The sequence below is a fragment of the Nocardioides agariphilus genome (genome assembly GCF_015352445.1).
GTDB lineage: Bacteria > Actinomycetota > Actinomycetes > Propionibacteriales > Nocardioidaceae > Nocardioides > Nocardioides agariphilus.
The window spans coordinates 80,422-105,278 of the sequence record NZ_JADKPO010000009.1; the positions used below are offsets into that span (position 1 = coordinate 80,422).

A 24,857-nucleotide genomic window follows, 5' to 3' on the forward strand; every position below is an offset into this window, starting at 1 on the left:
GTTGCTAGCGCAACCTCCTCAACCAGCGGTGGCTGGCGCAACCTCCTCAACCAGCGGTGATCAGTGGGGCTTGCCGCCGCCGTTGCCATGGCCGTTGCCAGGCCCTGTGCCGCCGCCGTCACCCCCGCCACCGCCGCCACCGGTGCCGCCACCGCCACCGCCGCCGGTTGGGCGAGGAGGTGGCTTGCCGGTGGACTGGTAGATCGTGACGGTGGTGCCGCTGGCGACGTCGGAGCCCTTGCCGGGCAGCGTGTAGGCGACGGTGTCCTCGGCGAAGCGGCTCGGTGCGTAGCCGCCGAGCTCGACGACGAACCCGAGCGACTCGAGCAGCGAGGTGGCCTGCTGCACGCTCATGCCGCCGGTGTCGGGGATCTCGGTGAGTACGCCGGCGACATCGACGCCGCTGGGCCGGGTGAAGTCCTCATCGGCGAGCCACTGCTCCACGACGTGCATGGCATCGCCCCACATCGGGCCGGCGACCGTGGACCCGAACGCCTCGCCGATGCCGGTGCCGCCGACCGTCTGGCCGTTGAGGGTCACCCAGGTTCCGTCGTCGTTGGCGCCGGCGATCATCGCGGACGTGGACAGGTTGGGCGTGTAGCCCATGAACCACACCGCCATGTTGCTCTGGATCGTGCCGGTCTTGCCGGCAGAGGGCTGGTTGAGCGCCAGCCCGTTGTCGTAGCCGAAGCCGCCGGGCTCCTGGACACCGCGCAGGATGTCGTTGACCGCGTCGGCGGTGGAGGCCTGGATGACCTGGTGGCAGTCCTCCTTGTAGTCCTTGAGCAGCTTGCCGTCGGCGTCCTCGATCGAGGTGACCGGACGGGAGGCGCAGGCCAGTCCGCGCCCGGCGAACGTCGCGTAGGCCGTCGCCATCTCCAGCGGGCTGGTCTCGGCGACGCCCAGCGTGAACGACGGGACCCGCTCGCGGTCGGGCGCGGTGAGGTCGATGCCCATCTCCTTGGCCAGCCGGTAGGGCTCGCATAGGCCCGTCTGCTTCTCCAGCTGGGCGTAGAACGTGTTCACCGACTGCTGGGTGCCGGTGTAGAGGTTGAAGGTGCCGCTCTTGGTGGAGTTCTCGGGCTCCCACACGTCGGTGCTGTAGAAGTTGTGGCCACCGCAGGTGGGGTACTCCGACATCGGGATCGAGATCTTCGGCGGTGCGTTGATCTTGGTGTCGAGGGAGATGCCCTTCTCGATCGCCGCAGCCAGCACGAAGGCCTTGAACGTCGACCCGGCCTGGAAGCCGGCCGAGTCGCCGTAGCGCTTGGGCACGACGTAGTTGAGGTAGGTCTCGCCCTTCTTGCGGTTGTTGCCCATCGGGCGCGACTGCGACAGCGCCTTCACGTCGCCGGTGCGCGGCTCGACCATGGCCATGCCGCCGATCGCATGATCGGTGGCGTAGACGTGGTCGGAGACCGACTTGTCGGCGGCCGCCTGCATGCGCAGGTCGATCGTGGTGTGGATCGTCAGGCCGCCGTTCTTGATCAGCGCCTTGCGCTCGGCGAGGGTGTCGCCCAGCGACTTGTCGGCGTAGAGGCGGCGAAGCACGTAGTCGCAGAAGAACGGTGCGCGCGAGAAGACGCAGCCGTTCTGGGTGGCGACGACGTGGAGCCCCAGGCCCTTCTTCTTCAGCTGCTCGGCCTTGTCGTCGGAGATGACGCTGAGCTGGGCCATCCGGTCCAAGACGATGTCGCGGCGCTCGAGGGCCTTGTCGGGGTAGTTGGTGGGGTCGAAACCGGTGGGGTTCTTGACCAGCCCGGCGAGCACGGCGGACTCGCCCCAGTCGAGGTCCTTGGCGTTCTTGTTGAAGTAGTGCTTGGCCGCGGACTGGATGCCGTAGGCGCCGTCGCCGAAGTAGGCGAGGTTGAGGTAGCGCTCGAGGATCCAGTCCTTGGAGTAGTGCTGCTCGAAGGCGATGGCGTAGCGCAGCTCGCGGACCTTGCGGGCGTAGGTGTCGTCGATCGCCTCGGCCTGGGCCTTCTTGTTGCCCTTGGCCTGGGCGATCAGCGTCATCTTCACCATCTGCTGGGTGATCGACGAGCCGCCCTGCACCACGCCGTTGTTGGCCTGGTTGGTGATCAGCGCGCGCAGCGTGCCCTTCAGATCGAGCGCGCCGTGCTGGTAGAAGCGGTAGTCCTCGATCGCCACGATCGCCTTGACCATCTTGCGGGAGATCGAGCGCAGCGGGACGTTGACGCGGTTCTCGTCGTAGAGGGTGGCGATCACGTTGCCCGCCTCGTCGACCATCTGGGTGCGCTGGGAGAGCGGCTCGGTCTCGAGCTGTTCGGGCAGGTTGGTCATGCCGGATGCGACCTGCTTGGTGGCGACGCCGAGCACGCCCGCGAACGGGATCGCGAGGCCGGCTGCGACCAGTCCCATGACCGCTGCCACGGCGAGCATGACCACGACGTGGCCGAGCACTCGGGGTGGGGTGAGCCGGTCGGACCGCGGGCGAGGCATGGGGACGAGAGTACGGGACTAGTCCGCTCATCCCCATTCCTGGACAGCAAAAGAGCATAGGTATGTGCATAGGTTTCAGGCTTGTGAGGCAGGGTGCTGCCCGGAGGAGTCCGGAACGTCCCAGGACTCGACCACCATTTGTCTAGTCACCCGGGCATAGTCAATTCGGACTAGACCAAACAGGCCGTTCGAGTCTGTGTGTCATGCCCCTAGGTTCTTTAACTTGCTGCATGGGGAAACCCGGCGGCGTCATGGGGACGTCGGTCAAGACGGATGTGGGGACGTCCTATGTGGAACGAAGACTGGGCAAGCCAAGCAGCTTGCCGTGCCAGCCAGCCCGACCAGCTGTTCGTGCGTGGTGCTGAGCAGAACAAAGCCAAGAAGCTGTGCGCCGGATGTCCGGTGAAGGCCGAGTGCCTCGCCGAAGCCCTCGAGAACCAGATCGAGTGGGGCGTCTGGGGCGGGATGACCGAGCGCGAGCGCCGGGCCCTCCTCAAGCGCAACCCGAACGCCAAGTGGCGCGCCGTGTTGGAGCAGGCTCGTACGGGGGCCGGCAACCGCGCTGTCGAGGCGACCGTCTGACCGCTGGCGTCGAGCGGACCTAACCGGTCTCAGACAGCGTGTCATCGTCCTGACCCCCCAGGAGGACGCCGACACGACGGAGATCGTCAAGGTCGTTGACGTCACCGGCCAGAGCCGGGACCCTCGCGGTCGCGACCTGCGGGTGCGCGGCTGCGAACCTCGCGCTCACGGTCGCCTCCCGATCCACGAGCCGACAACGATCGGCGTACAGACGTAGCAGGCCCACCACCAGCGGCTCAGGCAAGTCTGGTTCCTCTCTCGCCAGACTGGCCAGCTTGGCGGCGGCGGCGACGGCCGCCTCCGGGGTCAGCCCCCCGAGGGGCCGCTGGCCGGCTCGGTTGACCACCAGGCCGGCCAGCGGCATCCCGTCCTCGCTCAGCCGCTCGACGAAGTACGCCGCCTCGCGCAACGCGTCCGCCTCGGGTGCGGCGATCACGAGGAACGCGGTGCCATCAGCCTGCAGCAGCCGGAAGGTCTGCTGGGCGCGCTGGCGGAAGCCGCCGAAGAGCGTGTCGAACGCCGCCACGAACGTCTGCACGTCCCGCAGTACGTGGGCCCCGAGAACCTTGGTCAGTGCCGAGGTGACGATGCCCAGGCCCGCTGTCATGAACCGCGCCGGTCCCCGCGCGGGCACGAGCAGCAACCGGATGAACCGCCCGTCGAGGAAGCTCGACAGACGCTCGGGTGCGTCGAGGAAGTCGAGCGCGGAGCGAGACGGCGGCGTGTCGACCACGATCAGGTCGTACGTCGCGTCGGGCTGACCGACCCTCGCATCGCGGTGGATCTGCCCGAGCTTCTCCATCGCCATGTACTCCTGCGTCCCGGCGAAGGACGACGAGAGCGCCTGGTAGAAGGGGTTGTCGAGGATCTGGCGCGTCTTCTCGGGCGTGGCCTGGCTCTCGACCACCTCGTCGAAGGTGCGCTTCATGTCCAGCATCATCGCGGCCAGGGAGCCCCCGGCTCCGGCGTCGACGCCATCGACGGGACGGGGGGTGTTGTCCAGCTCTCGGATGCCCATCGACTGGGCCAGCCGCCGGGCCGGGTCGATGGTCAGGACGACGACGCGGCGTCCGCGTTCGGCGGCGCGCAGCGCGAGAGCCGCGGAGACCGTGGTCTTGCCGACTCCGCCGGAGCCGCAGCACACGATGATGCCGACCTCCTGGTCGTCGAGCAGCGCGTCCACGTCCAGGCGTGGTGCCTCGGCGGATCCTCGTGGTCCCACCCTGGTCCTGTTCTTGGTCATGGGAGTCCCTGCTCGCGCAACGAGCCGGCCAGCTCGTAGAGGGCGCCGAGGTCGATCCCGCTCGCGAGTCGCGGGAGCTCGTACGTCGGCCGGTCGAGGCCGGCGACGACGTCGCGCTGCTCGTCCTCCAGAGCCCGTCGCTCGGCGTGGTCTCGAGCCTCGGTGAGGAGGCCGGCGACGAGTGCGTCGTTCGCCTCGAGGCCGGCGCGCTCGAGGTCCGCCGCGACGGTGCTTGCGTCGATCGTGCCCGCGCGCACTGCCCGGAGATCCTCGGCTCCGAGCTCGCGAGGTCGGACCATGTTGACCACGACCCCGCCGACCGGGAGGTCGTGGGCCCGCAGGTCGGTGATGCCGTCGATCGTCTCCTGCACCGGCATCTCCTCCAGCAAGGTGACGAGGTGCACTGCTGTGCGGTCCGAGCGCAGCAATCGGGTGACGCTGTCGGACTGGGTCTTGATCGGACCCACCTTGGCCAGGCCGGCCAGCTCGTTGGTGACCCCGAGGAACTGTGTGATCCGCCCGGTGGGCGGTGCGTCGAGCACCACGGCGTCGTACTCGATCGCCCCCTTGTTGCGGGCGTTGCGCTTGGTGGCCTCGTAGACCTTGCCCGTCAGCAGCACATCGCGCACCCCGGGTGCGATGGTCGTGGCGAACTCGACGACCCCGAAGCGGTCGAGCGCGCGGCCGGCCGGGCCGAGCTTGTAGTACATCGACAGGTACTCCAGCAGCGCCGACTCCGGGTCGATGTGCAAGGCGTGCACCACTCCGCCTCCTGCATCGCCCGGTGCGGGCAGGCCGGTCGCCAGCCTGCGCTCGGCGTAGGGGAGCGGGTCGACGTCGAACATCCGGGCGATGCCCTGGCGTCCCTCGACCTCGCAGAGCAACACGTGCTTGCCACGTGTGGCCAGCGCCAGCGCGAGAGCGGCCGCAACCGTCGACTTGCCGGTGCCGCCCTTGCCGGTGACGATGTGCAGCCGCACGCCAGCCCATGGGTCTGGCGAGTCGGGGGGCACAACCAGAGACTAGAGTCCCCGCGTGGACAAGGTCGTTGCATCGGCCGCGGAGGCGGTCTCAGACATCCCCGACGGGGCAACGCTGGCAGTCGGGGGCTTCGGTCTCTGCGGCATCCCCTCAGTGCTCATCCAGGCTCTTCTCGACGCTGGCACCACCGAGCTCGAGGCGGTGTCCAACAACTGCGGCGTCGACGACTGGGGCCTGGGCCTGCTGCTCGGTGAGCGCCGCATCCGCCGGATGGTCTCGTCGTACGTCGGTGAGAACAAGGAGTTCGCCCGGCAGTACCTCTCCGGCGAGCTCGAGGTGGAGCTCACCCCTCAGGGCACGCTCGCCGAGCGGATGCGGGCTGGCGGGTCGGGGATCCCGGCGTTCTTCACCGCGACCGGGGGCGGTACGCAGGTGGCCGAGGGCGGGCTGCCCTGGAAGTACGACGAGGCGGGCAACGTGCTCCTCGCCTCTCCGGCCAAGGAGACGCGGGAGTTCACGGTCAACGGTGAGACCCGCGAGTACGTCCTGGAGCAGTCGATCGTCGCCGACTTCGGACTCGTGCGGGCCTGGAAGGGCGACCGCCACGGCAACCTCGTCTACCGCGACAGCGCCCGCAACTTCAACCCGCTGGCCGCGATGTGCGGACGGGTCACGATCGCCGAGGTCGAGCACCTGGTGGAGCCGGGGGAGATCGACGCGAACGACGTGCACACGCCCGGCGTCTTCGTGCAGCGCGTGGTCGCGCTGAGTCCCGAGCAGGCCGAGGACAAGCGGATCGAGAAGCGGACGGTGCGCCCACGCCCGCTGGTTGGAGAGATCGACCACCCACCGTCTCGAAACCCCGGAAGTGAGGAGGCCTCCTGATGGCATGGACCCGTGAGGAGATGGCGGCTCGTGCGGCCTCGGAGCTGACCGACGGCTCCTACGTCAACCTCGGCATCGGGCTGCCGACGCTCGTGCCCAACTACGTCGCCGACGACGTCGAGCTGGTGCTCCAGTCAGAGAACGGCATCTTGGGTGTCGGCGCCTACCCGATCGACGGCGAGGAGGACCCCGACCTGATCAACGCCGGCAAGGAGACGGTCACGCTGCGGCGCGGCGCGTCGTTCTTCGACTCGGCGACGTCGTTCGGGATGATCCGCGGCGGCAAGATCGACGCGGCGATCCTGGGCGCCATGCAGGTCTCGGCGAAGGGCGACATCGCCAACTGGATGATCCCCGGCAAGATGGTCAAGGGCATGGGCGGCGCGATGGACCTGGTCCACGGCGCCAAGCGGGTCATCGTGCTGATGGAGCACGTCGCCAAGGACGGCTCGAAGAAGATTCTCGACGAGTGCGACCTGCCCTACACCGGGCGCGGCGTCGTGCAGCGCATCATCACCGACCTCTGCGTGCTCGACGTCACGCCCGACGGTCTGCGGCTGGTGGAGCTGGCACCCGGGGTCACCGAGGACGAGGTCCGCGAGAAGACCGAGCCGGCGATCCTGGTCTGAGCCGGTGCGCAAGCCCTCCGGCGCGGTCGTCCGGCTCCTCTCGTCGCTCGTCGTCGGTGCCGTCGCCGGGGCGCTCGCGCAGGTGGCGTTGTCGGTCGTCGTCGCGACGATGGTCGGCGTCGTCGTCGGCCTCGGCCTGTTCGTGCTGCTGGGGTGGTGGGCGCTCTGGCCCATGGATGCCGAGCAGACCCGCGCCAACGCGCGTCGCGAGGAGCTTCGCCCGGCTGCCGAGGAGCCATTCGTCGTCGCGGTCGCGCTGGCCGGTCTGCTCGGGATCGTGGTGCTGCTGGTGGTGCACTCGAAGGATCGACACGTCGTGGCCGCGCTTGCGCTGGCCGGCGTCTTCATGGCCTGGGCCAGCCTGCACCTGATGTACGCCGCGCGCTACGCCTACCTCTACTACGGCACGCCGAGTGGCTCGGGCATCGACTTCAACTCCGAGGAGGCGCCGTCCTACCGCGACTTCCTCTACTTCAGCTACAACCTCGGGATGACCTACCAGGTCTCCGACACCGCCGTGTCGAGCGCTGCCATCCGCGCGGTCGTCCTGCGGCACACGCTGCTGTCCTATCTCTTCGGCGCCGTCGTCCTGGCCAGCACCATCAACCTGGTCGCCGGCATCGCGACCGGGTGAGGGATGACAGATGAGTGACGCCTCCTGCTCGGGTCTGTTCGTGGGGGACCGACTTCAGGAGGATGGGCAGATGGGCAAGGTCATTGCGGCGATCACGACGTCCGTGGACGGTTACGTCACCGGACCCGACGACGGTCCCGAGCACGGCCTGGGTCGCGGCGGCGAGCGCCTGCACTACTGGGTGATGGGTGGTCCGTGGACCTACGACGGTGGCCACGACGTCAACATGGGCGAGGCCGACAAGGCGTTCTACGAGCCGCTGGTGGCCAACATCGGCGGCGGCATCGTCGGCCGCGGGATGTACGACGCTGCCGGTGCGTGGGGTGGCAAGAACCCCTTCGGCGGCACGCTGACCGTGCTGACCCACCGCATCGAGGACCAGCCCGACCCGGCCAACGGCTTCCACTTCGTCGACGGCTTCGACCACGCGCTCTATGCCGCGCGATGCGACGCGGGCGACAAGGACGTCTCCATCGGCGGAGGTGCCGACGTGATCCGGCAGGCGCTCCTGGCCGGAGTGGTGGACACGCTCGTCATCTCGACGGCGCCGGTGATCCTCGGTGCGGGCAAGCGTCTCTTCGACGGCTTCGAGAAGGACGTCGACCTCCGGATCGCCTCGGTGCACCCGTCCGAGTGGGCGACCCACACGACGTACGACGTCGTGGGCTGACGCGCGATTCGTCAGCAGATGGCCGGCGGCGAGTACCCGAGAGACCGCTGACGAATCGGGATCAGCGGCGGGTCCGGCCCGACGCCGCCACGGCCATCAGGCCGGTGACGCAGCCGACGGTGAGCGCGGCGACGAACGGGTCGGCGTCTGCTCGCGTGGCGACCGCGAAGGCGACGCCCGACGCGGCGATCGTCAGCGCGGCGCCAAGGGAGTCGGCGATCGACAAGGCGGCGGAGTTGAAGCCCCGATCGGCATCGGTGGACTCGGCGAGGGTGGCGACGCTGGTGCGTGGGTAGGCCAGGCCCATGCCGGCGCCGGCCACGACGTACGTCGTCACGGCCAGCGCCGCGGGTACGTGCGTGATGACCGCCGCTGTCAGGCCCACGATCCCGAGCAGCACCACCGCGCTGCCGCCCACCATGGCGGTGGTGTCCCCGAGGGTGCGGGCAAGCCTGGACTGTGCCCAGCTGCCGGCGTTCCACGACAGGCCGACCCCGGTGAGCGCGAGGCCGGCGAGGCCGGCGCTCAGTCCCCAGCGCTCCATCAGCACGAAGATGATGTAGGTCTCCCCGCAGAAGAAGGTGCCGGCCAGCAGCCCACGGGTCGCGATCACCGCGGGGAGGCCCTGGCGCAGGGCCAGGACGCCGCGCGGGCTCAGGCGCGCGAGGGCCACGAGTGCGAGGCCGGCCGCAGCCACCGTGAGTGCGGCGATGGCACCCTCTTGCGAGCCGAGTAGGTCGAGGGCGAGAACCGCGCCGGCTCCGACGACTGCCCACACCAGCCTCGAGCGCGGAGTCCTGGTGCCTGTCGCGCGCGCGTCGAGGCCGCGCAGCGCGGGCGAGACCAGGGCTGCGGCGGCGCCCACCATGGCGACCACACCGAGGAACACCCAGCGCCACCCCACCGTGTGCGCCACCCAGGCCGCGAGAGCCGGGCCGAACAAGGTCGGCAGGATCCACGCCGCTGCGAAGCTGGTGAACACCGCAGGCCGGAGCACCTCCGGGAAGACCAGCCCCACCAGGACGTAGAGGCACACGGTGAGTGCGCCACCGCCCAGACCCTGGACGAAGCGGCCGGCGACCAGCATCTCCATGCTCGGTGCCAGCCCGCAGACGACCAGTCCCGTCGCGAAGAGCACCAACGCCGCGACCAGCGGGATCGTCGGACCACGACGGTCGCTCCACCCACCCGCTGCCACCATGCCGACGACGCCGCTGGCCAGCGGTGCTGCGAACGACAGCGCGAACAGGCGCACGCCGTCGAGCTCGTCGGCGATGGTCGGCATCACCGTCACGACCGCCGTCGCCTCGAAGGCCACGAACGCACACAACGCGAACATGCCGACCGTCGTCGCGGCGTACGCCGGCGACAGCAGTCGTTGGTCCGCCGCGTCGTGCACGGGAGTCATCGTCACACCCAGAGACGCTAGGAGTTCAAGCGGACCTGAGGTCAAGCGAAGCATCGGTGGTCGAGGTGGTTGCGCAGCAACCGTCTCGAAACCACCGGAAGGGAACCCATTCACCTCACCGGGTTTCGAGACAGGCGCTAGCGCGCCTTCCTCAACCAGCGGATGGGCGGCGCAAGCGACCAACGCAGCCGGCGACGTTAGGGTTCGTCCATGACCAAGTGGGAGTACCTGACGGCGCCGATCCTGACGCACGCCGCGAAGCAGATCCTCGACAACTTCGGCGCTGACGGCTGGGAGCTGGTGCAGATCGCGCCGGGGATGAACCCGGAGAACCTCGTCGGCTACTTCAAGCGTCCCCTGGAGGGCTGAGACGTGACGACACCCGAAGAGAAGCTGGCCGAGCTCGGTCTGACCGTACCCGTCGTGGCGCCGCCCGTGGCGGCGTACCAACCGACGTCGCGCAGCGGCAACCTGGTCTTCACGGCCGGACAGCTGCCCTCGCGCGACGGCACGATGCTGGCGACCGGCAAGCTCGGTGACGCGGTCAGCGAGGAGCAGGGCTACGCATGCGCGCGCCAGTGCGCGCTCAACGCGATCGCGGCGATCAAGGCCGAGATCGGCGAGCTGTCCGAGGTCAAGCGCGTGGTCAAGGTGGTGGTGTTCGTGGCCTCGACACCGGAGTTCACCGCCCAGCCGAAGGTCGCCAACGGGGCCTCCGAGCTGCTGGGGGAGGTGTTCGGCGAGGCCGGGAAGCACGCGCGTTCGGCGGTGGGCGTCTCGGTGCTGCCGCTCGACGTACCCGTCGAGGTCGAGCTGGTCGTCGAGGTCTGATGTTGCGAATCCCCTTGCCTGCTTCGCTCGTCGAGCAGGCACGGGCCTACACCGAGGGCGAGCTGACCCCGGTCGAGCCGCGCAACGCCGCGACCGTGGTGCTGTTGAGGCCAGGCACGTCGGCAGGTCCCGAGGTGTACCTGCTGCGGCGCCAGGCCTCGATGGAGTTCGCCGCGGGCATGTGCGTCTTTCCCGGCGGCGGCGTCGACCCGCGCGACTTCGACCACACCGTTGCCTGGGCAGGACCGTCGCCCACCGCATGGGCCGAACGGCTCGGCACCGACGAGGCCACGGCGCGTGCGTTGGTGTGCGCCGCGGTGCGGGAGACGTTCGAAGAGTCGGGGGTGCTGCTCGCCGGGCCCTCGGAGACCTCGGTGGTCTCCGACACCACCGGCGAGGAGTGGGAGTCCGACCGCGTCGCGCTGGAGAGCCGAGAGCTGTCCTTCACCGACTTCCTCGACCGGCGTGGCCTGGTGCTGCGCACCGACCTGCTGGGTGCCTGGTCGGGCTGGTTGACACCGGTGTTCGAGCCGAGGCGCTACCGCACGTGGTTCTTCGTGGCAGCCCTGCCCTCAGGGCAGGCCACCCGCGACGTGTCGAGCGAGTCGTCGGCTGTCACCTGGACCGGAGCGCTCGACGCGGCGGCGGCGGTCGATGCCGGTCAGCTGTTGATGCTGCCGCCCACCTACCTGACCTGCCTCGAGGTCGGGCTCCACGCGTCGCCGGGCGACGTGCTCGACGCGGCCCTGGCCCGCGGGCCGGTCGAGATGTTCACGCCCCAGGTCGAAGGGTCGGGGGACACGGCCACGCTCTCGATCCCCGACCGGCTACGCGCGCTCGTCGAGGCACGTCTGTCGTGAGCACCTGGTCCGGGGGAGCTTTCGGCGAGCGGGCCGTGTGCGTGCTGGCCGACAACGCCTCCCCGATGACGCTCGACGGCACCAACACCTGGGTGCTGCGCGAGCCGGGGGCTTCCCGCTCGGTCGTGGTCGACCCCGGCCCGCCGCTGCCCGCGCACCTGGATGCGGTACGAGACGCTGCCGGCGACGTGGCCGTCGTCCTCCTCACCCACCACCACCTCGACCACTCCGAGGCGGCCCGCGAGTTCGCCGAGTCGGTAGGGTGCGGCGTACGCGCCCTGGACCCTGAGTACCGGTGGGGCTCCGAGGGTCTCGGCGACGGTGATGTCGTCGAGGTCGACGGGCTCGAGGTGCACGTGGTGGCCACGCCCGGTCACACGGCCGACTCGCTGTCCTTCGTGCTGCCTGCCGAACGTACGGTGCTGACCGGCGACACCGTGCTCGGGCGAGGTACGACGGTCGTCGCCCATCCCGACGGCCAGCTCGGCGCCTACCTCGGTTCGCTGGACCGGCTTCACGCGCTGGCCTCGGAGCACGAGATCACCGCCATCTGGCCGGGACACGGGCCGGTGATCTCAGCCGCACTCCCCGCGCTGGACTACTACATCGCGCACCGGCGCGAGCGGCTCGCACAGGTGCGCGAGGCCGTCGCCGCCCTCGGAGCCGGCGAGCCCGAGACCTTGCCGAGACGGGTGGTCGAGCTCGTCTACGCCGACGTAGATCCCGTCCTCTGGGGCGCGGCCGAGCTCTCCGTACGCGCTCAGCTGGCCTACCTCAGGGGCGACCACCCCTTGTAACGCGGGGTTAGGCCAACTGACCACGGGCCCGGACGCTGGGGAAGTCGACTGAACCCCGCGTTACAAGCGCCCTGGAGGGCCTCAGCGGGCGCGGCGCTGGAGGCGGTCGACCTCCATGATCACCACGGAGCGGGGCTCCAGGCGCAGCCAGCCGCGGGAGGCGAAGTCGGCGAGGGCCTTGTTGACGGTCTCGCGGGAGGCGCCCACCAGCTGGGCGAGCTCTTCTTGGGTCAGGTCGTGGTGCACGTGCACGCCGTCGTCGGCGGTGCGGCCGAAGCGGTCGGCGAGGTCGAGCAGCGCCTTGGCCACGCGGCCAGGTACGTCGGAGAAGACCAGGTCGGCGTTGACGTCGTTGGCCTTGCGCAGCCGCCCGGCGATCTGGGCGAGCAGACCGCGGGCGACGGTCGGTCGGCCGTCGAGCCAGCGCAGCAGGTCCTCGTGGGACAGGGAGGCGAACGACGTGTCGGTCACGGCCGTGACGGTCGCCGAGCGCGGACCGGGGTCGAACAGGGACAGCTCGCCGAACATCTGGCCGGGGCCCAGGATCGCCAGCAGGTTCTCGCGACCGTCGCTCGAGGTGCGGCCGAGCTTCACCTTGCCGTCGAGCACGATGTAGAGGCGGTCGCCGGAGTCTCCCTCGTGGAAGAGCACCTCGCCGCGGCGCAGCCTGGTCTCCGACATCGAGCCGCGCAGAGCCGTCGCTGCCTCGTCGTCGAGCGCACTGAACAGCGGGGCCTGGCGCACCACGTCGTTGTCCACGAGTCCTCCTCGGAACGCCCGCGCCCACGCGGGCGAGGCTGCGGGCAGAATCCTATCGAGTGGTCTGGGTCACATGCAGTCGAGTCTCCCCAGATCTTCGGTACGTGCGGACCAGATGGGGCGAAAGGACCGTCGGTACGCCGCCGTAGGCTGACGCCGTGCCGCCCAAGGTCCCCGCGCCCGTCGCGCCCGAGCAGACACCGACGGGTGAGACGCGCACCGCTTTGGTGCGTCGCGCCAGGCGCATCGACCGGGTGCTCGCCGATACCTATCCCGACGCCAGGTGCGAGCTGGACTTCGACAACCCCTTCGAGCTGCTCGTGGTCACCGTGCTCAGTGCCCAGACGACCGACAAGAGGGTCAACGGGGTCCGTCCCACCCTGTTCGCGGCCTACCCCGACGCGGTGGCGATGGCCGGAGCCGACCGCGAGCGGCTCGAGACGATCATCGGCCCGCTCGGCTTCTTCCGTGCCAAGACCGAGTCGCTGCTCAAGCTCAGCCAAGCGCTCGTCGAGCGTCATGGCGGCGAGGTGCCGCCCCGGCTCAAGGACCTCGTCGAGCTCCCAGGAGTCGGGCGCAAGACCGCCAACGTCGTGCTGGGCAACGCCTTCGGCATCCCGGGCATCACCGTCGACACTCACTTCGGCCGGCTGGCGCGACGGTTCGGCTGGACCACTCAGACCGACCCCGTCAAGGCCGAGCACGAGGTCGGCGCCCTGTTTCCCAAGCGCGACTGGACGATGCTCAGCCACCACCTCATCTGGCACGGCCGCCGCGTCTGCCACGCCACCAAGCCCGCCTGCGGCGCCTGCACGATCGCGCGTTGGTGTCCCGCCTACGGCGAGGGACCGACCGACCCGGTCAGCGCCGCCAAGCTCGTCCGCACCGAGGGCCGCGCATGACCCTGGCCCGTCGGTCGGCGTTCGCGCTGGTTGCCGCGGCCGTCCTTCTCGTGGCGACTGCGTGCGCCGACGCGGGTGTCCCTGAGGCCAGCATCGACGTCGGCACCCCGGAGCTGGTGCGGGCCAAGGCAGCAGCCGGGGTCGAGCCGTGTGCGCCCGGTCCCGGACCCAAGGTCGTCGGCGGGATGCCGTCGGTCGACCTGCCGTGCCTGGGCGGCGGCCGTGACGTCGACGTCTCCTCCCTGCGCGGCCCGATGCTCGTCAGCATCTGGGCCTACTGGTGCCAGCCGTGCCGCGACGAGATGCCGGTCCTGCAAGCGTTCTACTCCGCTCACGGCGACCGGGTGCCCGTGCTCGGGATCGACTACCTCGACACCCAGCCGGGTGGAGCGCTCTCCTTGATGGAGTCCACCGGCGCGACCTACCCCTCCCTCGCCGACCCCTACGGCGACCTCAGCGCCCAAGCCCCGCTGCCTGCGATCAGGGGGCTGCCCTTCCTCCTTCTCATCGATGCCGATGGCAAGGTCGCCTTCATCCTCAACAAGCAGGTCACCTCGCGCCGCGAGCTGCTCGACCTCGTCGACGAACACCTGGGGGTGCGCCTGTGACGGCTGATCAGCACTCAGCGATCCCCGCCTGGCTGGAGCCGGTCCGTGTCGGTGCCGCCGCGATCACGGCGAGCGAGCTGTCGGCGTTCCTGCCTCCCGACGACGCCGACCCGAGGCGGGGTGCGGTGCTGATGCTGTTCGCCGACCCGGTCGGTGAGGGGCCGGAGTCCGCAACGCTGCTGCTGACCGAGCGGTCCCACCAGATGCGCTCGCACCCGGGTCAGGTGTCGTTTCCCGGAGGGTCCATCGACGCGGGCGAGACGCCGGTCGAGGCCGCGTTGCGCGAGGCCGAGGAGGAGACCGGCCTGGATCCCACCGGTGTCGAGGTCTTCGGCGAGCTGCCCGAGCTGTGGCTGCCGCCGAGCAACTTCGCGGTCACCCCCGTGCTCGGCTGGTGGCACAGCCCCTCGCCCGTCAGCGTGGTCGACCCCGGCGAGGTGCACGCCATCCACCTGGTGCCGATCGCAGAACTGCTCCGACCCGACCACCGCATCAACGTGCGGCATCCCTCGGGCTGGATGGGTCCGGCGTTCCTGATCGGACCCGATCGCGACGTCATCTTGTGGGGCTTCACGGCCGGGGTGATCACCCGCCTGTTCGACTATCTCGGGTGGGCCACTCCGTGGACCGACTACGAGGTCCGTGACCTGCCGTCCTACATGCTGCAGGGTGTGACCCGACGCGTCCCGCCCCCCGAGAGCCAGGAGCACTAGTGAACCTGCTCGACTGGCTGCTGGTCGGCCTGGTGCTGACCTACGCGCTGTCGGGCTACTGGCAGGGATTCGTGACCGGTGCGATGGCCACGACGGGGCTGTTGCTCGGCGGGCTCACGGGCGTGTGGCTGGCGCCGTTGGCGCTGGGAGACGCCGACCCCAGCGTGCTGGTCTCGCTCGGAGCGCTGTTCATCGTCATCCTCGCCGCCTCGCTCGGACAGGCCGTCTTCCAGTATGGCGGCGCCAGGCTGCGCGAGAACATCCGCTGGCAGCCGTTCCGAGCCGTCGACGCGGCCGGCGGCGCGGTGCTCAGCGGGGCTGCGGTGCTGCTGGTGTCGTGGGCGCTCGGAGTTGCGATCGCGGGCTCGGGCATCAGCGGCATCACCCCGATGGTTCGCGAGTCGCTGATCCTCAGCAAGGTCGACCAGGCACTTCCCTCGGGAGCTGACAACCTGCTCAAGGCGTTCAACAACGTCGTCGGCACGACGTTCTTCCCGCGCTACCTCGAGCCCTTCGCGCCCGAGCGGATCGTGCCGGTCGGCCCAGGCCCCAAGCGGCTGCTGACCGACCCCGACGTCCTGCGCGCGGAGCAGTCGGTGGTCAAGATCCACGGCGCCAACCGCTGCGGTCGCGGGATCGAGGGTTCGGGCTTCCTCTACGCCCCCGACCGGGTGATGACCAACGCCCACGTCGTGGCCGGAGTCTCCGAGCCATCGGTCGAGATCGATGGCAACGCCGTCGAGGCCACCGTCGTCTACTACGACCCCAACGTCGACGTGGCCGTGCTCGCCGTCGAGTCGGGCCAGCTGCCGACCCTGCCCTTCGACACCGAGGTCTCGCCTCGTGACGGCGTGGCCATCTTGGGCTTCCCCGAGGACGGCCCCTACGACGTGCAGCCAGGCCGCGTGCGATCCCAGCAGCGGCTGCGATCGCCCAACATCTACGGCGACGGTGCGGTGATCAGGGACGTGCTCTCCCTGCGCGGCATCGTCCGACCCGGCAACTCAGGGGGTCCGGTCGTGTCGTCGGCGGGCGAGGTCGTGGGCGTGGTGTTCGCCGCGTCCCTGACCGACTCCGAGACCGGCTACGCGCTGACCGCCGAGCAGGTCGGCCAGGCCGCCACCCTGGGCGTCGCCGGCTCCAAGGCCGTCGACACCCGGGACTGCGCGGCGTGAGCGCCGCGACCCTGAGCTTGCGAAGGGTCGGTCAGGCGCCAGGTCGTGGAGCGTCGACTCGGATCGAGGTGCGCTTGTCAGTCACCGGGTTTCGAGACGGGCGCTAGCGCGCCCTCCTCAACCACCGATGGGGTTTCGAGACGGGCGCTAGCGCGCCCTCCTCAACCATCGATCGGCTCGCCGCCTCGCTTGGTGAGGGCCTGCTTGATGTTCTGGGCTTCGGCGATGGCTTTGTCAGGCGGGCGCACCTTGCGGACCTTGCGGTAGCCGACGTAGGCCAGCAGCGCCGCGATCAGCAGGTAGAACACGAACACGCTCAAGAAGGCCCAGTGCAGGTCGAGCCCGCTGCCGTTCCAGTGGATCAGGTAGGCCAGCCCGACCGAGAACATGATCAGCGCCATCACCGCGAAGAACGCCGCACCCGCGAACAGCCCGGCGCCGAGGCCGCCGTTGCGCACGCTGACCTTGATCTCGCTCTTGGCGAGCTGGATCTCCTTCTGCAGCAACGAGGAGATGTCACGGCTCGCGTCGGAGACCAGACGTCCGATGGTCGGCTCGTCCTTCAGCGGCTCGATGGCCATGACCTCCACCCCCTGGTCGTCGCGGTCGGAAGCGACCCTACTCCGGGCGACTTCGCGCAGGCGCACCCGTCCGGGTGGACGGTCTAGGCTTGCCGTCGGTGAGCCGGGAAGCCTGGTCGGCACGTCGTCGGGTGGCGGCGTTGAGCTGACGAGAGGACCCTTCGTGTCGTTCGTACGCCGGATCTTCCCGGAGCCCGACGAGCGAGAGGCCAGCTATCTCGGTGACCTGTTCCGCAAGGAGACCGTCGGCGGCGCACTCGCCCTGGCCGCGGCGGTGGTGGGGATCGTCTGGGCCAACTCGGCGTGGGGCGGCTCCTACCAGGACCTGCGCCACTGGGAGCTCGGGCCGCTGGACGTGGAGCACTGGGCGGCCGACGGCGCGCTGACGCTGTTCTTCTTCGTCGCCGGGCTCGAGCTCAAGCGCGAGCTGGTCGTGGGGTCCTTGCGGCGTCCGGCCGACGCGGCAGTACCCGTAGCAGCAGCTGTCTGCGGGGTCGCCGTACCCGCGCTGCTCTACCTCGCGATCAACGCGAACGGCGGGGCTATGGAGGGGTGGGCCGTGCCGGCGGCCACCGACATCGCTTTCGCGCTGGCCGTGCTGGCGGTGGTGGGATCCAACCTGCCGACCGCCCTGCGGGCGTTCCTGCTCACGCTGGCGGTCGTCGACGACCTGATCGTGATCGCGATCATCGCGGTCTTCTTCACCGACTCGCTCGACCTGGCCTGGCTTGCGGTCGCGGTCGCCACGCTCGTGCTCTGGGCCGTGCTGCAGCGACTGCGAGTCTCCACGCCGGTGCTCTACGTGCCCCTGGCGATGTTGGCCTGGTGGGCGGTGCACGAGTGCGGTGTGCACGCGACGATCGCCGGTGTCGCGCTCGGACTGCTGATGCGCGTACGTCGCGACGCGGCCGAGGAGGTCAGCCCCGCCGAGCGAGTCGAGCACCTGCTCTCGCCCGTCTCCTCCGGGATCGCCGTACCCTTCTTCGCCTTGGTGTCGGCCGGCGTGGTGCTCTCCGGCGGTGGTGACCTCGTACGCGACCCGGTGGTGATCGGCGTGGTCGTGGGGCTGGTGGTCGGCAAGCCGGCCGGCGTCCTGCTCGGCGGGTGGACCGTCGCCCGCTTCACCCACGCGAGCCTCGACCCGTCCATCGGGTGGCGCGACGTCGTCGGCGTCGCCCTGCTGGCCGGTATCGGCTTCACCGTCTCGCTGCTCGTCTCGGACCTCGCTTTCTCAGGCCCCGAACGCGATGCGGCCAAGGCCGCGGTGCTTGCTGGGTCGGTGGGGTCCGCGGTGCTCGGCGTCCTGGTGCTCGGGCACCGGGACAGGTTCCACGCGACTCCGTAGATGGACGCGTGGCACCCTGGGCGCATGAGAGCCGCGCAGCTCGCCGAGCAGGTGCCGATGGTCCGGCGCGACACGACCGGCGCCGAGGCCGCCCGGGTCATCGCGGAGTACCGCCTGTCGGGCCTGGTGGTCGCGGGCGAGGACGGCGTGCCGATCGCGGTCGTCCCTGGCAGCCAGATCCTCAGCGTGGTGCTGCCACAGTACGTCCGCGACGAGCCGAACCTGGCGCATGCCTACGACGAGGCCGGCGCCGACGAGCTGTGCGGCGCCCTGAACCGAGCCACCCTCGGGGAGCTGCTCGAGGCCAAGCGGCTGACCGGTACCAAGCCGCCGTCCGTCCTGCCCGAGGACACCCTGATCGAGATCGCCAGTGCCATGGACACCGCGCGCACCCCGGTGATCCTCGTCGTCGACCGTGAGGGTTCCTTCCACGGCGTCATCACCTTGAGCCGGGTGCTGGCCGCCATCGCCACGGCGGCCGGCCAGGACAGTCCGCTGGTGCGTGAACGTCTCGCACGAGACGTCCTGGACAAGGGCGGGTCCTCCTGACGCGTCGCCCGGTGCCGGCACATGTACGGTGGCGTCCAGGTGTGCCGGGAAGTCTGGTCGGCGGTTGTTGTCCCCGACGCCGGAAGTGATCGATGTCCCTGACCGCCTGGCTCGCGCTGCTGGTCTTCGCGACGGCCTACGTCGTCATCGTCAGCGAGAAGTTCAACCGTACCCTCGTGGCGTTGCTGGGCGCGGCCGCCATGGTCGCGATCGGGTCGGTCCGGGGGCACGAGATCTTCTTCTCCGAGGAGACCGGGATCGACTGGAACGTCATCTTCCTGCTGTTCGGGATGATGGTGATCGTCGGGGTCCTGAGGCAGACAGGGGTCTTCGAGTTCCTGGCGATCTGGGCGGCGCAGCGCGCCCGAGGCCGGCCGTTTCGGATGATGGTGCTCCTGGTCCTCATCACCGCCGTCGCCTCGGCCCTGCTCGACAACGTCACGACCGTGCTCCTCATCGCGCCGGTGACCCTCCTGCTGTGCGACAGGCTCGCGCTGGATCCCGTGCCCTTCCTCCTGGCCGAGGTGATGTCCAGCAACATCGGCGGCACGGCCACCCTGATCGGTGACCCGCCCAACATCATCATCGGCAGCCGCGCAGGGCTCGGGTTCAACGACTTCCTGGTCCACCTGGCGCCGATCGTGGTGGTGCTCCTGGCGGTCTTCGTCGGACTGTGCTGGCTGTTGTGGGGACGCCGCCTGCGCTACAACGCCGAGCACGCCGAGGCGGTGATGCGGCTGGAGGCGCGGGAGACCATCCACGATCGGAAGCTGCTCGTGCGAGTCGGGATCGTGCTCGTGGTCGTGCTGCTGGGCTTCGTCACCCACTCGATCACCCACCTCGAGCCTTCCCTGGTGGCGCTCCTGGGCGCCGGCGCCGCGATCTTGGTCTCGGGCCTCCCGCACCACACCTATCTGGAGGACGTCGAGTGGGAGACCCTGCTCTTCTTCGCCGGCCTGTTCATCATGGTGGGCTCCTTGGTGCACCAGGGCGTGATCGGGGAGCTGGCCGAGACGCTCACCGACAGCATCGGTGACAACTACGCGCCGGCCGCCCTCGGTCTGCTGGGAGGCTCTGCGGTGCTGTCGGGCATCGTCGACAACATCCCCTACGTCGCGACGATGGCGCCGCTGGTCCACGAGCTCGTCGGACCGGCAGCCGGCCTGCCACCGCAGCAGCAGTCGTTGTGGTGGTCCCTCGCCCTGGGTGCCGACCTGGGCGGCAACGCCACGGCGATCGGCGCCAGCGCCAACGTGGTGGTCACCGGCATCGCCAAGCGCAACGGGCATCCGATCAGCTTCTGGCACTTCACCAAGTACGGGCTGGTCGTCACGGCCGTCACCATCGTCTTGTGCGTGCCATACGTCGCGCTCCGCTACTTCGTGTGGGCCTGAGCTGCGGCGTCATTCCTCCGAGCTCGCGCCCGCGCCTTCCTTCTTCTTGATCAGGTCCATCACGGTGGAGTCGGCGAGGGTGGTGACGTCGCCGACCTCGCGATGCTCGGCGACGTCCTTGAGGAGTCGGCGCATGATCTTGCCGGAGCGGGTCTTGGGCAGCTCGGGGACGATCATGATCTGGCGGGGCTTGGCGATCGCGCCGATCTCCTTCTGCACGTGCTTGCGCAGCTCCTCGATCAGCTCGTCCGGGGCGGCCTCGCCGCCCTCGAGAGCCGACTCGCGCAAGATCACGAACGCGCACACGGCCTGCCCGGTCATCTCGTCGGCCGCGCCGACCACGGCCGCCTCGGCGACCTTGGGGTGGGACACCAGCGCCGACTCGATCTCGGTGGTGGAGAGGCGGTGGCCCGAGACGTTCATGACGTCGTCGACGCGGCCGAGCAGCCACAGGTCGCCGTCGTCGTCCTTCTTGGCGCCGTCGCCGGCGAAGTAGAAGCCCTGGTCGGCGAACCGCGCCCAGTACGTCTCCTTGAACCGCTCGTCGTCGCCCCACAGCGTGCGCAGCATGGCGGGCCACGGCTTGGTGAGCACCAAGAAGCCGCCCGACCCGTTGGGCACGGGCTCGCCGTCGTCGTTGACGACCTCGGCGCCGACACCCGGCAGCGGGCGCATCGCGGAGCCGGGCTTGCCGTGGGTGACGCCGGGCAAGGGGCTGATCATGATCTGGCCGGTCTCGGTCTGCCACCAGGTGTCGACGACCGGGACTCTCGAGCCACCGATCGTCTCGCGGTACCAGACGTAGGCCTCGGGGTTGATCGGCTCACCGACCGAGCCGAGCACCCGCACAGACGACAGGTCGAACTTCGCCGGGATGTCGGAGCCCCACTTCATGAACGTCCGGATCGCGGTCGGGGCGGTGTAGAAGATCGTCACGCCGTAGTCCTGGATGATCTCCCACCAGCGGCCCTTGTGCGGGGAGTCGGGAGTGCCCTCGTAGACGACCTGCGTCACCGCGTTGGACAGCGGCCCGTAGACCATGTAGCTGTGGCCGGTCACCCAGCCGACGTCGGCGGTGCACCAGTAGACGTCGGTGTCGGCCTTGAGGTCGAAGACCGCCCAGTGCGTGTAGGACGTGCCGACGAGGTAGCCCCCCGTCGTGTGCAGGATGCCCTTGGGCTTGCCCGTCGTGCCCGAGGTGTACATGACGTAGAGCGGGTGCTCGGAGTCGAAGAACTCGCAGTCGTGCTCCGTGGAGGCCTGCTCGACGCTGTCGTGCCACCAGACGTCGCGGCTGTCGTCCCAGTCGACCTCCTGGCCCGTACGCCGGACCACCAGCACCTTGTCGACCCGCTGGCCCAGCTCGGCGGCCTTGGCGACCGCCTCGTCGACGGCCGGCTTGAGCGCTGACACCGCCCCGCGGCGGTAGCCGCCGTCGGCGGTGATGATGACCTTCGCCTCGCAGTCGGCGACCCGGTTGGCAAGCGCGTCGGCGGAGAACCCGCCGAAGACCACCGTGTGGGGTGCGCCGATGCGCGCGCAGGCGAGCATCGCGACGACGACCTCGGGGATCATCGGCAGGTAGATCGCGACGCGGTCGCCCTTCTGCACGCCGAGGTCGGTCAGCGTGTTGGCCGCCTGACTGACCATGCCCAGCAGGTCGGCGTAGGTGATCGTGCGGGTGTCGTTGGCAGGCTCACCGACCCAGTGGATGGCCACCTTGTCGCCCCGGCCCGCGAGCACGTGGCGGTCGACGCAGTTGTAGGCCGCGTTGATGCGACCGCCCACGAACCACTTGGCGAACGGCGGGTTGTCCCAGTCGAGAACCCGGTCCCACTTCTGGTCCCAGTCGAGGCGCTCGGCCTGCTCGGCCCAGAATGCCTCGCGGTCGGCGTCTGAGCGAGCGTAGGCCTCCTCCTTGACGTTGGCGTCGGCCGCGAGGTCGGCGGGCGGCTCGAACCGGCGGTTCTCCTGGAGCAGATTGGACAAGGTCTGGTCGCTCATTGCTGGGCCTTCCTGGGGTCGCTCAGGTCCTCGGTCGGAACCTACCGGCAGTGCGAGCGGTGCGTCAGGTCAGGTGCACCGTATGACCCGGTGGTTGTCGCGAGGTTGCCTCAGCGTTCGCAGAGACGGACGACCTCCGCCCGGCAGGTGTCGAAGCCGCCCCGGCCGTTGACCCTGTCGAAGCCCAGACCGCCCACCAGCAGGTCGTCGGACCTGGCGGAGTTGATCCGGTCGTTGCCGCTGCCGCCGTAGGCCCAGTAGTGGCGGACGTCGCAGGTGCCGTAGGAGCGCAGGACGATCTTGTCGTTGCCGGGCCCGGCCGCGACGCCGCCGGTGCAGGCGTTGATCGTGAAGGTCTCCGAGGATCGGCTGCCACGGATCCGGATGTGTCGAGCTTCCATCTGGACGTCCTCGAAGCTCGCCACGATCCCGTGCCCGCCGTCGGACCCGTAGTCGACCCGTCCCCGCAGGAGGTCGAGGTGCACGCGGGCAACCCCCGGGCTGAAGGCCAGCCGGTCCTCACCGTGCCCGCCGAGCAGGGTGAGCTGTGAGGGCTGGTCGCCCCAGCTCCCCTCGAGGAGGTCGTCGCCGCCGCCCATGCGCGCCGTGACCGGGAACGTGCGGCCGGGGGGCATCTCGAGGCTCAGCAGCTCGTCACGATCACTGCCGACGAACGTCAGGCGCGCCGGAGCCGGATCTGAGCGGAGGTTGAACACGTACCAGTCGATGTGCCCGTTCCAGGTCCACGAGACGTCGCCCCGCGTCAGCGTGCGCGTGTGATTGTCGACCCGCCAGATCTCGGATGTGGGTGCGCTGCCGTCCCTGAACCACAGAGAGTCTCGTGGGCCGGTGCCGAAGTCGAGCATGGTGCCGAGGTCGAAACCGTGCAGGTTGATGGCGTCGGAGCCTGGGCCGGAGTCGACGATGTCGGGACGAGGTTCTCCGAACTCGCTCAAGTCGATGTTGTCGTCGCCCCCTCGCGAGTCGATGACATCGGTGCCGTCCTGGGCCTCGAAGTCGGCACCCTGAGAGGGGGACGGGCCGTCGTCCACCACGTCGTTGCCCGGGCCGCCGACGAAGTGGTCGTCACCCAGTCCGAGCGTGGTCACGACGCGGTCCGTGACCGCGGAGGCGTCGAGCGTGTCGTCGCCCGGTCCCGCATCGACGTAGGTGGTGCCGCCCAGCACACAGATGAGGTCGTCGCCGTCGCCGGCCTGGACGAACCTCGTGCCCTCGGGCGCCAATTCGTAGGCCGCTGCCTGGACGACGATGACGTCGGGTCCGGGCGTCCCGGTCACCACCTCGTCACCGGTCGGCCCGATGGTGGCCGGCTGACCGTGGCAGGTCTCCACTGCACCAGCCGGCGTCGGCGCCCCCACCAGGCCGACGACGACCAACGCACCCAGCCCTGCTGCGGCCGCGAGCTTCCCCATGCCCGTGCGACGCGTCGTACGACGGTGCCGCTTCACGGCAGCTCGCAGCCGCGCGCTACCTCGGTGTAGCAGGTGTCGGTGCCGCTCATGCCCCGCGCCCTGTCGAAGCCCGGACCGCCGACCAGCAGGTCGTCGGTGATCTGAGAGCCCCACAGGATGTCGTTGCCGCGCCCGCCGTAGATGCGGCTGTTGACGTCTCCGCCACACAGCGAGATCACGTCTCGGCCCCGCACCAACCGGTCGGGTCCCGACCGGCCCCACACCGCGACGTCACACCCGTTGGCCGTGATCTTCTCGCCACCGCCGGTGCCGAAGGCGCGGACCAGGCTGGCGCCGGCGATCAACTCCTCGACACCCCAGACCGGGCTCTCGATCGGACCGAACCGGGCTCGGTGGGCGCGGAGGTCGACGCGGAGGTCCTCGATCGGGAAGGTGACGTTGATGTCGTCGTACTTGCCGAGCGTGAGCCTGTCGTGGCCCGCACCGAGCGCGAAGCTGCCGCCAGGTGTGGTCAGGGACCCGGCCCAGTCGTTCCCGCCGCCCATCCGGAAGTGGGGCACCAGACCCTTGCCGCTGACGAAAGCCTGCTCGTCGGTGCGGGTGCCGAGGAACACCAGGGAGGAGGGCGTCGACCCGGCCGCGAGGGTGAAGTACCAGCGCTGCACGTCGCCCTTCCAGTGCGAGGTGGCCTCGTCGAAGTGCAGGCTGCGCTTGGCCTCGTCGACCACCCAGGCGGTGGTCTCGGTCGCCGACAGGGTGACGATCGCGGTGTTGGTGCCCGGTCCGGCGTCGAGCTCGAGGGTGTGGTCGAGGCCGACGATGTCGATGCGGTCGCTGCCCGCGCCTGTCGTGAGCTTGTCGAGGTTGGGGGAGCCCAGCGAACCCGAGAAGACCTTGTCGTCGCCGCCGCCCGTGGAGATGACGTCGCGTTCGGTGTCGAGCGGGTTGATGCCGTGCTCGCCGAGGCCCTCGGGCGCCGAGCCGTACACGTCGTCCTCACCGCGCCCGCCGATGAGGGTGTCCTCCCCCTCGCCCAGGCTCACCACGGTGGCCACGAAGCTGCGCGTGGTGTCGACCGTGTCGTCGCCGGGACCCGCATCGACGTCGCTGCCGGGTGTCGAGGCGACGACGCAGATGAGGTCGTCACCGGCACCCGCGTCCACGCGTTGGTCGGCGAACGCGACGATGACGTCAGGCCCGGGCGTCCCGGTGAGACGACCGTTGGAGTCGGGCGAGATCGTGGCTGCCTGACCGTGACAGGTATCGACTGCGACAGCAGCGGACGGGACCAGCACAGCGGTGGCGGCGAGGAGGGCGCCCGAGATTGCGCCCGACATCTGCTTGGCGGTGAGCGGCTTCACGACCGGTACGACGCGTCGTACGGCGGGTTTGTTCGCTGACGGTTGCACGG

Annotated in this window: 25 protein-coding genes; 16 read left to right on the top strand and 9 right to left on the bottom strand. The window is 69.7% G+C overall.

The features are described 5' to 3' along the window. Positions 1 to 60 precede the first annotated feature (60 nt). Positions 61 to 2,463, bottom strand: coding sequence for a penicillin-binding protein (locus ISU10_RS08565; RefSeq protein ID WP_194695965.1), 2,403 nt, complete (start codon positions 2,461 to 2,463; stop codon positions 61 to 63). A gap of 288 nt (positions 2,464 to 2,751) precedes the next feature. On the opposite strand from ISU10_RS08565, the gene ISU10_RS08570 reads away from it, so the two are divergent. After that, complete coding sequence (locus ISU10_RS08570; RefSeq protein WP_194695966.1) at positions 2,752 to 3,045, top strand: WhiB family transcriptional regulator; 294 nt, start codon at positions 2,752 to 2,754, stop codon at positions 3,043 to 3,045. 19 nt (positions 3,046 to 3,064) lie between these two features. Here ISU10_RS08570 and bagB read toward each other — a convergent pair whose 3' ends face one another. Together bagB and bagA are read right to left on the bottom strand one after the other, a co-directional pair. Next, positions 3,065 to 4,288: an ArsA family ATPase gene (gene bagB, locus ISU10_RS08575; protein ID WP_194695967.1), complete on the bottom strand. Its 1,224-nt coding sequence runs from the start codon at positions 4,286 to 4,288 to the stop codon at positions 3,065 to 3,067. Further along, positions 4,285 to 5,301 (bottom strand): ATPase BagA, encoded by a 1,017-nt coding sequence (gene bagA / locus ISU10_RS08580; protein ID WP_370865004.1) that lies wholly within the window; start codon positions 5,299 to 5,301, stop codon positions 4,285 to 4,287. Before bagA ends, bagB begins: the two co-directional genes overlap by 4 nt. Before the next feature lie 22 nt (positions 5,302 to 5,323). Here bagA and ISU10_RS08585 point away from each other — a divergent pair, with 22 nt between their 5' ends. Genes ISU10_RS08585 through ISU10_RS08600 form a run of 4 tightly spaced genes read left to right on the top strand, consistent with a single transcriptional unit; the run spans position 5,324 to position 8,087 of the window. Next, positions 5,324 to 6,154, top strand: a complete 831-nt coding sequence (locus ISU10_RS08585; RefSeq protein WP_194695968.1) for a CoA transferase subunit A — start codon at positions 5,324 to 5,326, stop codon at positions 6,152 to 6,154. Continuing rightward, positions 6,154 to 6,783, top strand: a complete 630-nt coding sequence (locus ISU10_RS08590; RefSeq protein ID WP_194695969.1) for a CoA transferase subunit B — start codon at positions 6,154 to 6,156, stop codon at positions 6,781 to 6,783. Before ISU10_RS08585 ends, ISU10_RS08590 begins: the two co-directional genes overlap by 1 nt. A gap of 4 nt (positions 6,784 to 6,787) precedes the next feature. Further along, positions 6,788 to 7,417, top strand: a complete 630-nt coding sequence (locus ISU10_RS08595) for a DUF1345 domain-containing protein (protein WP_194695970.1) — start codon at positions 6,788 to 6,790, stop codon at positions 7,415 to 7,417. Positions 7,418 to 7,427: 10 nt separating this feature from the next. Next, complete coding sequence (locus ISU10_RS08600; RefSeq protein WP_228500182.1) at positions 7,428 to 8,087, top strand: dihydrofolate reductase family protein; 660 nt, start codon at positions 7,428 to 7,430, stop codon at positions 8,085 to 8,087. Positions 8,088 to 8,148: 61 nt separating this feature from the next. Here the strand turns inward: ISU10_RS08600 and ISU10_RS08605 are convergent, their stop codons facing one another. Beyond that, entirely contained in the window at positions 8,149 to 9,495 is a 1,347-nt protein-coding gene (locus ISU10_RS08605; RefSeq protein WP_228500238.1) for an MFS transporter, read from the bottom strand. Between the two features lie 210 nt (positions 9,496 to 9,705). Between ISU10_RS08605 and sp36 the strand changes: the two genes are divergently transcribed. From sp36 to ISU10_RS08625, 4 genes are read left to right on the top strand one after another with little or no spacing between them, the layout of a single operon-like run. Then, positions 9,706 to 9,864: a Sp36 family protein gene (gene sp36 / locus ISU10_RS08610; protein WP_180935256.1), complete on the top strand. Its 159-nt coding sequence runs from the start codon at positions 9,706 to 9,708 to the stop codon at positions 9,862 to 9,864. A 3-nt stretch (positions 9,865 to 9,867) separates the two neighbouring features. Then, positions 9,868 to 10,326 (top strand): RidA family protein, encoded by a 459-nt coding sequence (locus tag ISU10_RS08615; RefSeq protein WP_194695972.1) that lies wholly within the window; start codon positions 9,868 to 9,870, stop codon positions 10,324 to 10,326. Continuing rightward, complete coding sequence (locus ISU10_RS08620) at positions 10,326 to 11,186, top strand: NUDIX hydrolase (RefSeq protein WP_194695973.1); 861 nt, start codon at positions 10,326 to 10,328, stop codon at positions 11,184 to 11,186. Before ISU10_RS08615 ends, ISU10_RS08620 begins: the two co-directional genes overlap by 1 nt. After that, positions 11,183 to 11,983, top strand: coding sequence for an MBL fold metallo-hydrolase (locus ISU10_RS08625; protein ID WP_370865005.1), 801 nt, complete (start codon positions 11,183 to 11,185; stop codon positions 11,981 to 11,983). The genes ISU10_RS08620 and ISU10_RS08625 overlap by 4 nt, the downstream gene beginning before the upstream one ends. A gap of 81 nt (positions 11,984 to 12,064) precedes the next feature. Here ISU10_RS08625 and ISU10_RS08630 read toward each other — a convergent pair whose 3' ends face one another. Beyond that, a complete protein-coding gene (locus ISU10_RS08630) occupies positions 12,065 to 12,742 on the bottom strand; it encodes a Crp/Fnr family transcriptional regulator (protein WP_194695974.1) in 678 nt (225 codons plus the stop codon). A 158-nt stretch (positions 12,743 to 12,900) separates the two neighbouring features. Between ISU10_RS08630 and nth the strand changes: the two genes are divergently transcribed. Genes nth through ISU10_RS08650 form a run of 4 tightly spaced genes read left to right on the top strand, consistent with a single transcriptional unit; the run spans position 12,901 to position 16,140 of the window. Then, complete coding sequence (nth, locus tag ISU10_RS08635) at positions 12,901 to 13,644, top strand: endonuclease III (protein WP_194695975.1); 744 nt, start codon at positions 12,901 to 12,903, stop codon at positions 13,642 to 13,644. Next, positions 13,641 to 14,252: a TlpA family protein disulfide reductase gene (locus tag ISU10_RS08640; protein WP_194695976.1), complete on the top strand. Its 612-nt coding sequence runs from the start codon at positions 13,641 to 13,643 to the stop codon at positions 14,250 to 14,252. The genes nth and ISU10_RS08640 overlap by 4 nt, the downstream gene beginning before the upstream one ends. Continuing rightward, on the top strand, positions 14,249 to 14,965 hold the full coding sequence (locus tag ISU10_RS08645) for an NUDIX hydrolase (RefSeq protein WP_370865006.1): 717 nt from the start codon (positions 14,249 to 14,251) through the stop codon (positions 14,963 to 14,965). The genes ISU10_RS08640 and ISU10_RS08645 overlap by 4 nt, the downstream gene beginning before the upstream one ends. Continuing rightward, positions 14,965 to 16,140, top strand: a complete 1,176-nt coding sequence (locus ISU10_RS08650) for a MarP family serine protease (RefSeq protein ID WP_194695977.1) — start codon at positions 14,965 to 14,967, stop codon at positions 16,138 to 16,140. Before ISU10_RS08645 ends, ISU10_RS08650 begins: the two co-directional genes overlap by 1 nt. A gap of 161 nt (positions 16,141 to 16,301) precedes the next feature. Here the strand turns inward: ISU10_RS08650 and ISU10_RS08655 are convergent, their stop codons facing one another. Continuing rightward, positions 16,302 to 16,721 (bottom strand): phage holin family protein, encoded by a 420-nt coding sequence (locus tag ISU10_RS08655; RefSeq protein WP_194695978.1) that lies wholly within the window; start codon positions 16,719 to 16,721, stop codon positions 16,302 to 16,304. 163 nt (positions 16,722 to 16,884) lie between these two features. Here ISU10_RS08655 and nhaA point away from each other — a divergent pair, with 163 nt between their 5' ends. The 3 genes from nhaA to ISU10_RS08670 all read left to right on the top strand — a co-directional run bounded on the left by nhaA (position 16,885) and on the right by ISU10_RS08670 (position 20,009). Next, positions 16,885 to 18,066 carry a Na+/H+ antiporter NhaA gene (nhaA, locus tag ISU10_RS08660; RefSeq protein WP_370865009.1) on the top strand — a complete coding sequence of 394 codons (1,182 nt, stop codon included), beginning with the start codon at positions 16,885 to 16,887 and terminating at the stop codon, positions 18,064 to 18,066. A gap of 24 nt (positions 18,067 to 18,090) precedes the next feature. Continuing rightward, positions 18,091 to 18,615 (top strand): CBS domain-containing protein, encoded by a 525-nt coding sequence (locus tag ISU10_RS08665; protein ID WP_194695980.1) that lies wholly within the window; start codon positions 18,091 to 18,093, stop codon positions 18,613 to 18,615. A 92-nt stretch (positions 18,616 to 18,707) separates the two neighbouring features. Beyond that, positions 18,708 to 20,009, top strand: a complete 1,302-nt coding sequence (locus ISU10_RS08670; RefSeq protein WP_194695981.1) for an ArsB/NhaD family transporter — start codon at positions 18,708 to 18,710, stop codon at positions 20,007 to 20,009. 9 nt (positions 20,010 to 20,018) lie between these two features. On the opposite strand, the gene acs is transcribed toward ISU10_RS08670, so the two are convergent. The 3 genes from acs to ISU10_RS08685 all read right to left on the bottom strand — a co-directional run bounded on the left by acs (position 20,019) and on the right by ISU10_RS08685 (position 24,855). Next, positions 20,019 to 22,013 carry an acetate--CoA ligase gene (acs, locus tag ISU10_RS08675; RefSeq protein ID WP_194695982.1) on the bottom strand — a complete coding sequence of 665 codons (1,995 nt, stop codon included), beginning with the start codon at positions 22,011 to 22,013 and terminating at the stop codon, positions 20,019 to 20,021. 110 nt (positions 22,014 to 22,123) lie between these two features. Beyond that, positions 22,124 to 23,482: a hypothetical protein gene (locus ISU10_RS23805; RefSeq protein WP_194695983.1), complete on the bottom strand. Its 1,359-nt coding sequence runs from the start codon at positions 23,480 to 23,482 to the stop codon at positions 22,124 to 22,126. After that, entirely contained in the window at positions 23,479 to 24,855 is a 1,377-nt protein-coding gene (locus ISU10_RS08685; protein ID WP_194695984.1) for a hypothetical protein, read from the bottom strand. The genes ISU10_RS23805 and ISU10_RS08685 overlap by 4 nt, the downstream gene beginning before the upstream one ends. Positions 24,856 to 24,857: the final 2 nt, after the last annotated feature.